This window comes from Streptomyces zhihengii, from assembly GCF_016919245.1.
In the GTDB taxonomy this organism is placed as follows: domain Bacteria; phylum Actinomycetota; class Actinomycetes; order Streptomycetales; family Streptomycetaceae; genus Streptomyces; species Streptomyces zhihengii.
Genome location: NZ_JAFEJA010000001.1, coordinates 4,015,739 through 4,028,345 on the forward strand (window position 1 = coordinate 4,015,739; position 12,607 = coordinate 4,028,345).

13 protein-coding genes are annotated in these 12,607 nt (G+C 74.8%); 8 read left to right on the forward strand and 5 right to left on the reverse strand.

The features are described from left to right. The first annotated feature begins 30 nt into the window (after positions 1–30). Both JE024_RS16805 and JE024_RS16810 read left to right on the forward strand, forming a co-directional pair. Entirely contained in the window at positions 31–1,398 is a 1,368-nt protein-coding gene (locus JE024_RS16805) for an MBL fold metallo-hydrolase (RefSeq protein ID WP_205374369.1), read from the forward strand. A 495-nt stretch (positions 1,399–1,893) separates the two neighbouring features. Continuing rightward, positions 1,894–2,649, forward strand: a complete 756-nt coding sequence (locus JE024_RS16810) for a sulfite exporter TauE/SafE family protein (protein ID WP_205374370.1) — start codon at positions 1,894–1,896, stop codon at positions 2,647–2,649. 178 nt (positions 2,650–2,827) lie between these two features. On the opposite strand, the gene JE024_RS16815 is transcribed toward JE024_RS16810, so the two are convergent. Beyond that, complete coding sequence (locus JE024_RS16815; protein WP_205374371.1) at positions 2,828–3,106, reverse strand: metal-sensitive transcriptional regulator; 279 nt, start codon at positions 3,104–3,106, stop codon at positions 2,828–2,830. Positions 3,107–3,206: 100 nt separating this feature from the next. Between JE024_RS16815 and JE024_RS16820 the strand changes: the two genes are divergently transcribed. Continuing rightward, on the forward strand, positions 3,207–3,773 hold the full coding sequence (locus JE024_RS16820) for a rhodanese-like domain-containing protein (protein ID WP_205374372.1): 567 nt from the start codon (positions 3,207–3,209) through the stop codon (positions 3,771–3,773). A gap of 69 nt (positions 3,774–3,842) precedes the next feature. Here JE024_RS16820 and JE024_RS16825 read toward each other — a convergent pair whose 3' ends face one another. From JE024_RS16825 to JE024_RS16840, 4 genes are all read right to left on the reverse strand, one after another. Further along, entirely contained in the window at positions 3,843–5,117 is a 1,275-nt protein-coding gene (locus JE024_RS16825; protein WP_205374373.1) for a phytase, read from the reverse strand. Positions 5,118–5,286: 169 nt separating this feature from the next. Continuing rightward, positions 5,287–5,472, reverse strand: coding sequence for a hypothetical protein (locus JE024_RS16830; RefSeq protein ID WP_205374374.1), 186 nt, complete (start codon positions 5,470–5,472; stop codon positions 5,287–5,289). A 12-nt stretch (positions 5,473–5,484) separates the two neighbouring features. Beyond that, positions 5,485–6,129, reverse strand: coding sequence for a PadR family transcriptional regulator (locus JE024_RS16835; RefSeq protein ID WP_205374375.1), 645 nt, complete (start codon positions 6,127–6,129; stop codon positions 5,485–5,487). 23 nt (positions 6,130–6,152) lie between these two features. Beyond that, the gene (locus tag JE024_RS16840; RefSeq protein ID WP_205374376.1) at positions 6,153–8,195 is read right to left on the reverse strand and encodes an NADPH-dependent 2,4-dienoyl-CoA reductase; all 2,043 of its coding nucleotides are present in this window, start codon (positions 8,193–8,195) and stop codon (positions 6,153–6,155) included. A gap of 726 nt (positions 8,196–8,921) precedes the next feature. On the opposite strand from JE024_RS16840, the gene JE024_RS16845 reads away from it, so the two are divergent. The 5 genes from JE024_RS16845 (at position 8,922) to JE024_RS16865 (ending at position 12,483) form a co-directional block, all read left to right on the forward strand. Then, positions 8,922–9,083 (forward strand): hypothetical protein, encoded by a 162-nt coding sequence (locus tag JE024_RS16845; RefSeq protein WP_205374377.1) that lies wholly within the window; start codon positions 8,922–8,924, stop codon positions 9,081–9,083. Between the two features lie 161 nt (positions 9,084–9,244). After that, positions 9,245–10,033, forward strand: coding sequence for a bestrophin-like domain (locus JE024_RS16850; protein ID WP_205374378.1), 789 nt, complete (start codon positions 9,245–9,247; stop codon positions 10,031–10,033). A 192-nt stretch (positions 10,034–10,225) separates the two neighbouring features. Beyond that, the gene (locus JE024_RS16855; RefSeq protein ID WP_205374379.1) at positions 10,226–11,356 is read left to right on the forward strand and encodes an LLM class flavin-dependent oxidoreductase; all 1,131 of its coding nucleotides are present in this window, start codon (positions 10,226–10,228) and stop codon (positions 11,354–11,356) included. A gap of 2 nt (positions 11,357–11,358) precedes the next feature. Beyond that, positions 11,359–11,976 (forward strand): FMN reductase, encoded by a 618-nt coding sequence (locus JE024_RS16860; protein WP_205374380.1) that lies wholly within the window; start codon positions 11,359–11,361, stop codon positions 11,974–11,976. A 63-nt stretch (positions 11,977–12,039) separates the two neighbouring features. Continuing rightward, on the forward strand, positions 12,040–12,483 hold the full coding sequence (locus JE024_RS16865) for a universal stress protein (RefSeq protein WP_205374381.1): 444 nt from the start codon (positions 12,040–12,042) through the stop codon (positions 12,481–12,483). The last annotated feature ends 124 nt before the right edge of the window (positions 12,484–12,607 follow it).

The window sequence follows — 12,607 nt, forward strand, 5'->3', positions numbered from 1 at the left end:
GGGTACACAGCAAGGAAAGGAGCCGCAGTCGTGTTCTTCGCCGACACCCTGGAGTTCGAGGGCCTGGGCAACCGCAGCCATCTCGCCGGCGGCCGGGAGGCCGCGGTCGTGGTGGACCCGCCCCGCGACATCGACCAGGTCATCGCGGCCGCCGCCCGCCGTGGCGTGCGCATCGCCCTCGTCGCCGAGACCCATGTGCACAACGACTACGTCTCCGGGGGCCTCGAACTCGCCCGCGTCACCGGCGCCCGCTACCTCGTGCCGGCCGGGGCGCACGTCGCGTTCCCCCGTACCCCCGTCGCCGACGGCGACACCCACACCGTCGACGGGGCGCTCACGCTGCGCGCCGTCGCCACCCCCGGGCACACCCCGCACCACACCGCGTACGTCCTCCAGGAGGACGGCCGCGCGGTGGCCGTCTTCACCGGGGGCTCGCTGCTGATCGGCACCGTCGGGCGCCCCGATCTGGTGGAGCCCCGGCTGACCGAACGACTCGCCCGGGCCCAGCACGCCTCGGCGCACCGCCTGGCGGACGAACTCGCGGACGACGTGCCGGTCCTGCCCACCCACGGCTTCGGGAGCTTCTGCTCCTCGGCCCCCGCGGAGGGCGACACCACGACCATCGGCCGGGAGCGCGCGCACAACGAGGCGCTGACCCTGGACGTGGACACCTTCGTCGCCCGGATGCTCGCCGGTCTCGACGACGTCCCCGCGTACTACGCGCACATGGGCCCGGTGAACGCCGCGGGTCCCGCCCCCGTCGACCTGTCGCCGCCCGCGACCGCCGACGCCGGGCAGATCGCGGCCCGGCTCGCCGCCGGCGAGTGGGTGGTGGACCTGCGCCACCGTGTCGCCTTCAGCGAGGGGCACGTGGCCGGATCGCTGAACTTCGAGGGCGAGGGCAAGCTCGCCACCTATCTCGCCTGGCTGATCCCCTGGGGGAAGCCGGTCACCCTGCTCGCCGAGACCCCCGAGGAGATCGCCGCCGCACAGCGGGAGCTCGTCCGGGTCGGCATCGACCGCCCGGCCGCGGCGGCGACGGGCGGGCCGGAGCAGTGGGTCCGCGAAGGGGAGGAGCCCGCCTCGTTCCCCCGCGCCGTCTTCGCGGACCTGGCGGCGGCGCGCTCGCGCGGCGACGCCCCGGTGGTGCTGGACGTCCGCCGCGGCTCCGAGCGGGCGGACGGCCACATCGAGGGGTCGGTGCACATCCCCGTCCACGCCCTGCACGGCCGCCTCGCCGAGGTCCCCGCCGGGGAGGTGTGGGTGCACTGCGCGGGCGGCATGCGCGCCGCGATCGCCGCGTCGCTGCTGGACGCGGCGGGCCGGCGGGTGGTCGCCGTCGACGACGCGTTCGACGCGGCGGAGCGGGCGGGCCTGAAGGTCCTGGCCGGCCCCTGACCCGGGGGCACCGACCCGGCCGCGGCGCCCGCCCGGGCCCCCGCACCCGACCGGTCCTACTCCGGCGACCGACCCCTCTCCCCACCGCCCCTGAACGCCGTACCGGCGACCGCCCTCGCATGCCGCCTCCCGGCGCACCCGCAGGGCGGAGCGCCTCCGCACAGAAGCACGTGATCGCATGCCCACCGCCCCACCCCCTGCCCGGCCCACGCACTCCCCCGCCACCTCCCGCCCTCGCCGCGACGCGGGCGCGGGGCGACCTCCGGCCACCGGGCGCGAGGCCCGGCACCGCGTAAGGCCGCACCGTCTCGCCGCGGGAGCCGTGCGCCGCGCGCGGGGACCGCACACCACGGACGGGCGGGGAGCCGGACACCGCGCCGCCCCGGGTCGCGCGGGGCGGCCGCACGCCCCTGCCGGAGCCGGAGGCCGCCTTCGGCGGCCGTGCGCCCCCGGCCCGGGGGCACGATGTCGCTACGCCCGCCACCGGGGCCCGGCGTGAGCGCCCTCATAGCCGCGCTCGCCGCGGGCGGTGCGGTCGGGCTGGCGCTCGGGGCGCTCGGCGGGGGCGGCAGCGTCCTCGCGGTCCCCGCGCTGATCTATCTGCTCGGTTTCACCCCCGCCGCGGCCACCACCGCGAGCCTGCTGATCGTCGCGGCCACCTCGGCGACCGCCCTGTTCGCCCACGCCCGTGCCGGGACCGTGCGCTGGAAGGCGGGCGCCGCGTTCGCCGCCGCCGGGCTGGTGCCGGCCGCGCTCGCGGGCGCGGCGGCGGCCCGGCTGCCGCAGGCGGCGCTGACGGTGGCGTTCGCCGTCGTCGCCGCGGCGGCCGCGGTGGGGATGCTGCGGCCCGCGCGCGCGTCGGCGGCCGCCGGCGCCGCGCTCCCGGTGCGGCCCGCCCGGGCGGCGGGCGCGGGGGCGGGGCTGGGCGCCGTGACGGGGCTGCTCGGTGTCGGCGGGGGATTCCTCGCCGTACCGGCCCTGGTGACGGTGCTGTCCTTCGAGATGCGGGCGGCCGTGGGCACCAGCCTGCTGGTGATCTCGGTGAACTCGCTCGTCTCGCTGGCCGCGCGGTCCGGCTCGGCGGTACCGGTGGACTGGGCCGTCGTGGCGCCGTTCACGGCGGCGGCGATCCTGGGCGCCTGGGACGGCAGACGGCTGGCGGCGAAGGTCTCGGGACCGCTGCTGCGACGGCTGTTCGGCGCGATGCTGCTGGCGGTGGCCGCCCTCATGGTCGCGGATGTACTGATATGAGCGCGGCAGCGGGGAAGCAGACGGGGATGACCACCGTGACCACGCTCCGCACCGGCACCGAGGGACACCGCCGCCGCACCGCCGCCGTCCGCCCGGCGCGGACGGCGGGGGAGAACCGTGCGGGGCCCGGCCCGCCCGGGCTCCGGGACGGACCGGGCGGCACCGGGCCCCGGGGGCGTCAGGCCAGGGAGAGGAAGAGCTTCTCCAGCCGCGCCTTGATCTGCTCGCGGTCCGCGACCGGCTGGTCCCCCTCCGCCATGCAGTGCTGGAGACCGGTGGCGATGATCGCGAAACCGGCCCGGTCCAGCGCCCGGGAGACGGCCGCGAGCTGCGTGATCACGTCCTCGCAGTCCCTGCCGTCCTCGATCATCTTGATGATCCCGGCGATCTGGCCCTGCGCCCGGCGAAGGCGGTTGAGCACCGACTTCAGCTCGTCGGCCGCCATCTGCAGCTCCACGATTCCTCCTCCATAGATACCCCCTAGGGTATCGTAGACCTTTCGGAATACCGCAGTCCGGTACTCCGGGAGCCCGACCGCCGAAGGGAACCACCCCCGCATGACCACCCTGACCACCGACCCCGCCCGCGCCGCCCGGCGCCTGCCCCAGTACACCGTCGTCGACGTCCGCACCCCCGGCGAATACGCCTCCGGCCACGTCCCCGGCGCCCACAACGTCCCGCTGGACCACCTGCACTCCGCGCTTCCCGCCCTGAAGGCCGCCGCCGCGCGCGGCGAGATCCTCGTGGTCTGCGCGTCGGGCAACCGGTCCGCCACCGCCTGCACCGAACTCGCCGGGGCCGACATACCGGCCGTCTCCCTGGAGGGCGGCACCACGGCGTGGGCCGACCAGGGCCACCCGCTCGACCGCCCGGCGGGCGCCCGGGCCGGCTGGGCCATGGAGCGCCAGGTGCGGCTCGCCGCCGGATCCCTGGTGGTGCTCGGCCTCGCCGTCGGCACCCGCTGGCGCGCGGCCCGCTGGATCTCCGCGGCCGTGGGCTCGGGCCTGGTCTTCTCCGCCGCGACCGACACCTGCGGCATGGCCGCGGTGCTCTCCCGGCTGCCCCACAACCGCCCCCGCCCCGCCGACCTCGACGCCACCCTCGAGGCGCTCGGCGGCGCCTGACCCGCGGCGGACGCGACGGCGCCGGGGAGCCCCTGATCAGGGGCTCCCCGGCGCCGTCGCGTGCGGAGGTCAGTCGTCCAGCGCGTCCAGGACGTCGCCCAGGTCGACGAACTTGAAGCCGGTGCCCTCCCGTTCGGCGTCGCCCGCGTCGCCGTCCTGGACGACCAGCAGACCGTCGGGGTAGTCCGGGCCGAGCGGGGCGTTCAGCACGGCGGCGCCGTCGCACTCCTGCGACCCGTCGACGGCGGCCGACGCGGCGACCCGGAAGCCGCCCTCGTACTCGTTGCCGTCGCTCAGCTCGCGGTCGTAGGCGGCGAAGGTGTCGTCGCCCTGGCTGGACGCGAGCAGGTATCCGTCGCCGTCGCGTTCGGTGAGCAGGGTCAGCCCCTCGACGTCCGCCGACAGACGGGTGCCGCCGAAGCCCGGGTCGGCGCCGGGGACGCACTCGTCGCTCGCCTCGTCGTACACCGCCGGAACCCCGTACTCGCGGACCTTGTCCACGAGTTGCGGCGTGCCCCGCAGGTCGGCGCGCACCCGCCAGATGCCGACGTCCTCCTGGCCCGCGTACAACATGCCGTTCGCCGGGTCGACCACCATGCCCTCGACCTGCGGCAGTTCACCCGGCTCGCCGCAGGGGCGCCAGGTGGTGCCGTCGGGCAGCCGGAACGAGGACGGCAGGTCCAGGGTGCGGATCTTCCGGTAGGTGACCGTGCCGGCGGGGGTCCCGGTCAGCTCCAGCAGCGCGACACCGGTCCGCTCGCGACGGCTGACGAGGGCGTAGGAGCGGCCGGTGGAGGCGTCGGTCCAGGTGGCGAGCCCGTAGGCGGTGCGCTGTTCGTCGACCTCGGCCTGGTCGGCGGAGAACACCGCGGGCGCGGACGGGTCGGTGACGTCGACCAGCGGACCGCCGGGGCGGGCCGGGTCGATGCGGTGGACGCGCAGCCGGTCGTGGCCGCGGTCGCTGGTCACGGTGAGGTCCGCGCGCCCCCGGGCCAGCCGGAAGCCGTGCACGAGGTCGACGTTGTTGTACCGGCCGGGCGCGTTGCCGGGTGCCGCGGGCGGCGGCGCGGACAGGGTCTGCACGAGACGGGCCTTCAGGTCGTAGACGCGCAGCCCGCCCTCCTTGGCGGTGGCGATCACCAGACTGCGGGCCGGGTCCGCCGCGTTGCGCCAGATCGCCGGGTCGTCCGCGTCGGCGTTGCCGCCCTCCTCGTCGTCGTGGAGCGTGGCCGTCTCGGCCCGGGCGGTGACGGCGGGCAGCGCGCCCGACGGGGCGGCGTGCGCGGGGGCGACGGCGACGAGCGCCGTCAGGGCCGCGGCGAGCGCGGCTGCACGAGCGGACACAAGGGCTCCTCGGTCAGGACGCGGCCCGGCGGCGTCCCGCGGGAGCGCGCCGGATCGCGCGAAGGCGGTCAGCCGCGAGCCTGGGTCCGCGCCGTGGACGCCGTGCGTCCACGGGGTGAGCCCCACATGTGCATGCCATGAACGCCGGGGCGCCGCCCGGCCCTCCGGGTCATGCCAGGGCGATGAACAGCCCCAGGGTGGCGAGCGCGGTCAGCGCGCCGTAGAGGGCGAGGGCCACCGAGCGCGCCTCGGTGGACGGGTCGGTGCCGCCGTCGGCCCGGCGCAGTCCGAGGACGGACCTCACCACGAGGACGAGCGCGGCGGCGCAGCAGACGGCGATGAGTGAGTCGGTCACCCGGCGACCGTCTCACGCACCGTCAGACGCCGCATCCGGACGCGTCCGCCCGGATGCCCCGGCGGGCCCGTCCGGTGCCTCGTGCCCGAAGGCCCCCTCGGCGGCGCCCGGGCCGGCCGCTCCGGCGCCGGTCAGCTCGGCCAGGGTGGCCGTCAGCCAGCCCGTCCAGAAGGACTCCAGCTCGATGCCCCCGCGCAGCACCACGTGCCGCAGCCGGTCCTGGCGGCTGATCCTGCGCTCGGGCGGGAAGTCGCGGCGCTCGATCTCCCGGTAGTCCGCCAACTGGGCCCGGTGCAGCTCCAGATGGCGGACGAGCTCGGCCTCGACGTCCCCGCCGCCGACGGCCGCCGCCGCGCGCAGGCGCAGCAGCAGCGGGTCGCGCACCGGCCTCGGGTCCTCGCTCCGCCCCACCCAGTCCGCCAGTTCGGCGCGGCCCGCGGGCAGGACCTCGTACTCCTTCTTCTGCCCGCGGGTCGGCTGCGGCGACGGCAGGGCCCGGATGTGGCCGGCCTGCTCCAGCTTGCCCAGCTCCCGGTAGATCTGCTGGTGGGTGGACGACCAGAAGTAGCCGATCGACCGGTCGAAGCGGCGCGTCAGCTCCAGCCCCGACGAGGGCTTCTCCAGCAGGGCCGTCAGGATCGCGTGCGGCAGGGACATGGCCGCATCCTAGAGACGCCCGGTCACAGGGCGGCCGCGAGCCGGGTGCCCTGGTCGATGGCGCGCTTGGCGTCCAGCTCGGCGGCGACGTCCGCGCCGCCGATGAGGTGCACCGCGCGGCCGGCCTCGCTCAGCTCCTCGTACAGGGAGCGCCGCGGCTCCTGGCCGGTGCACAGCACCACCGTGTCGACCTCCAGCACGGAGGGGGTGCCGTCGACGGTGATGTGCAGGCCGCGGTCGTCGATCCGCTCGTACGTCACACCGGCGGTCATGGTGACGCCCCGGTGCTTGAGCTCCGTGCGGTGGATCCAGCCGGTGGTCTTGCCCAGGCCCGCGCCGACCTTGCTGGCCTTGCGCTGGAGGAGGTGCACCGTGCGCGGCGGGGCCGGGCGCTCGGGGGCCGTCAGCCCGCCGGGCCCGGTGTAGGCCATGTCGACGCCCCACTGGCGGAAGTACGTCGGCGCGTCGAGGCTCGCGCCCTCGCCGCCGTCGGTCAGGTACTCGGCGACGTCGAAGCCGATGCCGCCCGCGCCGATCACCGCGACCCGCTCGCCGACGGGCGCGCCGTCCCGCAGCACGTCGAGGTAGCTGACGACGCTCGGGTGGTCGATGCCGGGGATCTCGGGGGTGCGCGGGGTCACGCCGGTGGCGACGACGACCTCGTCGAAGGCGTCCGCCGGCAGGTCGGCGGCGGTGACCCTGGTGGAGAGCCGCACGTCGACGCCGCGTTCGGCGAGCTGGGTGCGGAAGTAGCGCAGCGTCTCGCCGAACTCCTCCTTGCCGGGGATGCGCCGGGCGATGTCGAGCTGTCCGCCGATGTCGTCGGCCCCGTCGAACAGGGTGACGGTGTGCCCGCGTTCGGCGGCCGAGACGGCGCAGGCGAGCCCGGCCGGGCCCGCTCCGACCACGGCGACCCGCTTCGCCAGCCGGGTCGGGGCGAGGACGAGTTCGGTCTCGTGGCAGGCCCGCGGGTTGACCAGGCAGGAGGTGATCTTCAGGCTGAACGTGTGGTCCAGGCATGCCTGGTTGCAGCCGATGCAGGTGTTGATCGTCTCCGGGCGCCCCGCCTCCGCCTTGGCGACGAAGTCCGGGTCCGCGAGGAACGGCCGGGCCATGGAGACCATGTCGGCGCGGCCCTCGGCCAGCAACTGCTCGGCGACCTCGGGCGTGTTGATGCGGTTGCTCGTCACCAGCGGGACGGAGACGGCGCCCATCAGCTTGCGGGTGACCCAGGTGTAGGCGCCGCGCGGCACGGAGGTGGCGATGGTGGGGATGCGCGCCTCGTGCCAGCCGATGCCCGTGTTGATGATCGTCACGCCGGCCGCCTCGACGGCCTTGGCGAGGGTGACGACCTCGTCGAAGGAGGAGCCGCCGGGCACCAGGTCGAGCATGGAGAGGCGGTAGATCAGGATGAAGTCCGGCCCGACGGCCTCACGGGTGCGGCGGACGATCTCCAGGGGCAGCCGGATGCGGTTCTCGTAGCTGCCGCCCCAGCAGTCGTCGCGCCGGTTGGTGTGGCGGGCGATGAACTCGTTGATGAAGTAGCCCTCGGAGCCCATGATCTCGACCCCGTCGTAGCCGGCCGAGCGGGCGAGGACCGCGGCGCGGACGAAGTCCTCGATGGTCTCCTCGATCTCGTCACCGGTGAGGGCGTGCGGGACGAACGGGCTGATGGGGGCCTGGATCGCGCTCGGCGCCACCAGGTCCTGGTGGTAGGCGTACCGGCCGAAGTGGAGGATCTGCATGGCGATCCGGCCGCCCTCGGCGTGCACGGCGTCGGTGACGACGCGGTGCCGCGCGGCCTCCTCCTCGGAGGTGAGCTTGGCCCCGCCCTCGTAGGGGCGGCCGCGGTCGTTGGGGGCGATGCCGCCGGTGACGATCAGGCCGACGCCGCCGCGGGCGCGCTCGGCGTAGAACGCCGCCATGCGTTCGAACCCGTTCTCCGCCTCCTCCAGCCCCACGTGCATGGATCCCATGAGGACCCGGTTGGGCAGGACGGTGAACCCGAGGTCGAGCGGACGCAGCAGATGCGGGTACGGGTTCGGCCTGGTGGGGGACGTACTCATCGGAGCCTCCTCGCTCGGGTGTCCAGGCTGTTGTAGCCGCCCGGCGGGCCCTTTTGCAACAAAGTGCAAAATGAGCTGTGTCACCACCCCCGGTAACCGAACAGACAAATACACCTATCAGCCATACGGGTGATAATGGTTATCAAGCCCCATTCCGGACCTCTACCGTGTCGCCCGTGGCGGGATGGCAGCAGGTGAGCGCGCTGGGGATCGTGGCGATTCTCGGAGCACAGGGAGCCGGCATCGGCACCCCGGCGTCCGAGGATGCCAACGCGTCGGACCGGCAGGAGGTGTCGGCTCCGGCACCCGGAAGTGATCAGGACGCGCCGTCGCGCGCGGACGGAGGCGGTCCGCCGCCGACCGTCTCGGTGCACGTGACGGTGCCCGGCCTCGCCGGGGTCCACATCTGGGCCACGACCGGCACGGACCACTGCCCTCCGCCGCCGCCCCCGCCGCCCTGCCCGCCCACGCCCACGCCCACGCCTCCCCCGCCGCCCAGCCCCCCGCCGACGCCGACACCTCCGCCGCCCGCGCCGACACCGCCGCCGCGGCCCGAGCCGCCGGAGCCGCTCCCACGCCCACACCCCCGCCGGCCCCGGTGCTGCCCGCGCCGGAGCCTCCCCGCCCGCGCCCGCCCCGCCGCCGCCACCGGCTCCGGCGCCCCCGGCACCCGAGCCGGAGCCGCCCGCCGAGCCGACGCCCGCACCCGCCCCGCCGCCGGAGCGGGTGGAGGCCGTCGCCATCCACACGTACCGCCCGGCGACCAAGGGCCCCGAGCCCTCGGGGACGCCGCTCACGGTGCTGATGCTGGTGACGACGACCCCGGCCGTGCTCGCGGCGGCACTGCTGCGCCCGCGCTCGCAGTCCTCCGCCCGCCGCGGCCGCTGAGCCGGTGCCGGCCCGCGCCCGGGCCGGCACCCCGGGCCGCGTCCGCCGGCCGCACGCGTCTCCCCCCGCTCCACCGGCCCGCCCCGCCGACCAGCTCGGCGGCGCGCACCGTCCGCACCGCGCACCCCTCACCCGTCCGCACCCCCTCACGGAGTCACCACATGTCCGACTGGCTCGTCCTGGCCACCGTGATGGCGGCCGCCTGCGCCGTCGTCCTCGTCGTCACCGTCCTCAGCCAGCGCAGACTCCGCGACGCCGCGGACGGCCCCGAGCCGGCCGAGTCGCCCCAGACGCCCGACGTGCTCGAGTACATGGTGATGATGGTCGGCGTCGTGTACGCGATCGTGCTCGGTCTCGCCATCGCCGGTGTCTGGGAGGCCCGCGGGGCCGCCCAGGACGCGGTGCGCACGGAGGCGCAGGCGCTCCACGAGGTCACCCAGCGCGCCCAGGTCTACCCGTCCGACTTCCGGGAGAAGCTGCGGACCGACATCGACGCCTATGTGACCGAGGTCGTGGTGGACGAGTGGCCGCTGATGATCGAGCGGGAGGAGCTCTCGCCGCGCGGGACGGAACTGCTCGCCGCGGTCCGCACGGGCGTGGCCGAACGCGCGCCGGTGAACGAGCTGGAGGCCCAGGCGTACCAGCCGATGCTGGACCAGGTGGCCGCCGCCGAGGACGCGCGCAACGCCCGCGCCGAGGGGGCGGGCGCGACCCTGCCGGGCATCGTGTGGTTCGGCCTGATCGCCGGCGCGGTGATCACCGTCGGGCTGATCTTCACCATGCAGATCGGCCGCACCTTCCGGGAACTGCTGCTCGCCGGGCTGTTCAGCGCGCTGATCGCGTTCCTGCTCTTCCTGGTGTGGGACTTCGACGCCCCGTTCGGGCGGTCGGGCTCCGATTCCGCGGACGCGTTCCGCCAGCTCTTCCCGGGGATCTCGGGCTCGGACTGACCGCCGCCCCCTCCCGCACCGCACCCCGTCCGTGGGCCGCCCCGAGGCGGCCCACGCGGCGTTGCGGGACCTGCGCGGAGGCGGTCCGGGGCAGGCGTGAACGCCGGCGGAATAGAGAACCGGGGAGCGTGGTTGAATGGCATAGTTCAAAGTTCAACGACTAGCTCAAGGACTACTGGAGAGGTGACCGCCATGCAGTTCGGCATCTTCACGGTCGGCGACGTCACGACCGACCCGACCACCGGCCGCACGCCGAGCGAGCACGAGCGGATCAAGGCCACCCTCGCCATCGCCCGGAAGGCGGAGGAGGTCGGACTGGACGTCTTCGCGACCGGCGAGCACCACAACCCGCCGTTCGTCCCCTCCTCGCCGACCACGCTGCTCGGCTACCTCGCCGCCCGCACCGACCGGCTGATCCTGTCCACCTCGACGACGCTGATCACCACCAACGACCCGGTGAAGATCGCCGAGGACTACGCCTACCTCCAGCACATCGCCGACGGCCGCGTCGACCTGATGATGGGCCGGGGCAACACCGGACCGGTCTACCCCTGGTTCGGCCAGGACATCCGCCAGGGCATACCGCTGGCCATCGAGAACTACGCGCTCCTCCACAGGCTGTGGAGGGAGGACGTGGTCGACTGGGAGGGCAAGTTCCGCTCGCCGCTCCAGGGCTTCACGTCCACCCCGCGCCCGCTGGACGGCGTCCCGCCGTTCGTGTGGCACGGCTCGATCCGGTCCCCCGAGATCGCCGAGCAGGCCGCCTACTACGGTGACGGCTTCTTCCACAACAACATCTTCTGGCCCATGTCCCACACCCGGAAGATGGTGGACCTCTACCGCAAGCGGTACGCCTTCTACGGGCACGGCAGCCCGGAGCAGGCCATCGTCGGCCTGGGCGGCCAGGTGTTCATGCGCAAGAACTCCCAGGACGCGGTCCGCGAGTTCCGGCCGTACTTCGACAACGCGCCGGTCTACGGACACGGCCCGTCCCTGGAGGACTTCACCGAGCAGACCCCGCTCACGGTGGGCTCGCCCGAGCAGGTCATCGAGCGCACCCTCGGCTTCCGCGACGCGGTCGGCGACTACCAGCGCCAGCTCTTCCTGATGGACCACGCGGGGCTGCCGCTGAAGACCGTGCTCGAACAGCTCGACATCCTCGGCGAGCAGGTCGTCCCCGTCCTGCGCAAGGAGTTCGCGAACCTGCGCCCGGCCGGTGTGCCCGAGTCGGCACCGCTGCACCCCGCCGTCACCGGCGCCGCGGCCTCCGCCGGCACCGTTCCCGCCGACACCGTTCCCGCCGACACCACGAAGGAGTCGTGACCGTGCAGACCACGCAGAACACCGGAACGCTGAAGCTCGTCGTCGTCTCCGCGGGCCTCGGCGTGCCCTCCTCGACCCGGCTGCTCGCGGACCGGATCACCGAATCCGTACGCCGCGAACTGGCCGGGACGGGGCGGGAGGCGGACGTCCGCGTCGTGGAGCTGCGCGACCTGGCGGTCGCCATCGCCAACAACTTCGTGACCGGCTTCCCCGCGCCCGCCCTGGAGGAGGCGCTGGAGGCGGTGACCGAGGCGGACGGCGTCGTCGCGGTGACACCCGTCTTCGCCGCGTCCTACAGCGGCCTGTTCAAGTCGTTCTTCGACCTCGTCGAGCCCGACGCGCTGACCGGCAAGCCGGTCCTCGTCGCGGCGACCGGCGGCACCGCCCGGCACTCGCTGGTGCTGGAGCACGCGCTGCGCCCGCTCTTCGCCTATCTGCGGGCGCTGGTCGTGCCGACGGCCGTCTTCGCGGCCTCGGAGGACTGGGGCGGCACGGGCGACGCCCTGACCGACACGCTGCCGGACCGCATCGTGCGGGCCGGGCGCGAGCTGGCCGGGCTGATGGCGACCACGGAACGACGCACCCCCGCCGGGCCGAGCCCTGCCGACCTGTTTGCGTAGATTTACGTAGGCTTGCGGGCGTGCACGAGCCGGTGCACGCCCGCAGTCCACGGAGGTGTCGGCATGGCAGGGACAGGCAGGATCGTCGTGGGGGTGGACGGTTCGGAACCGTCCGTCACAGCGCTGAGGTGGGCCGTCCGGCAGGCCGGACTGAGCGGCGAGCCCCTGGAGGCCGTCATCAGCTGGGAGTACCCGGCGGCCGGCTGGGCGGCGATGGTCCCGTCGCTGCCGACCGACTTCGACCCGGAGGAGATGGCCGGGAAGATCCTGGGCGACACCCTGGAACAGACGCTCGGCGCCGAGGCGGCCGCGTCGGTGACCCGCAAGGTGCTCATCGGCAACCCGGCCCAGGCGCTGATGGACCGCGCCCAGGGGGCCTCCCTCGTGGTCGTCGGCGACCGCGGGTACAGCGGCTTCAAGGCGGCGCTGCTCGGCTCGGTCGGCCTGCATCTGTCGCAGCACGCACCCTGCCCCGTGGTGATCGTCCGCGGCGAGACGGCCCTCTGAGCGCCGCCGGGCACCGGTACGGGGCTTCTGGCGCACGGGCCCGCCAGGGCCCCTGGCGCCCGGCCCCGCCGCACCCCCGCCCAGAGCGGTTTTCCACAGGTTCGTCCACAGGGTTGTCCACGGC

Coding starts and splice junctions, on each gene's coding strand:
- JE024_RS16865 (WP_205374381.1), top strand. CDS start 12,040: ATGGCAGGGACAGGCAGGATCGTCGTGGGGGTGGACGGTTCGGAACCG.
- JE024_RS16855 (WP_205374379.1), top strand. CDS start 10,226: ATGCAGTTCGGCATCTTCACGGTCGGCGACGTCACGACCGACCCGACC.
- JE024_RS16850 (WP_205374378.1), top strand. CDS start 9,245: ATGTCCGACTGGCTCGTCCTGGCCACCGTGATGGCGGCCGCCTGCGCC.
- JE024_RS16820 (WP_205374372.1), top strand. CDS start 3,207: ATGACCACCCTGACCACCGACCCCGCCCGCGCCGCCCGGCGCCTGCCC.
- JE024_RS16840 (WP_205374376.1), bottom strand. CDS start 8,195: ATGAGTACGTCCCCCACCAGGCCGAACCCGTACCCGCATCTGCTGCGT.
- JE024_RS16835 (WP_205374375.1), bottom strand. CDS start 6,129: ATGTCCCTGCCGCACGCGATCCTGACGGCCCTGCTGGAGAAGCCCTCG.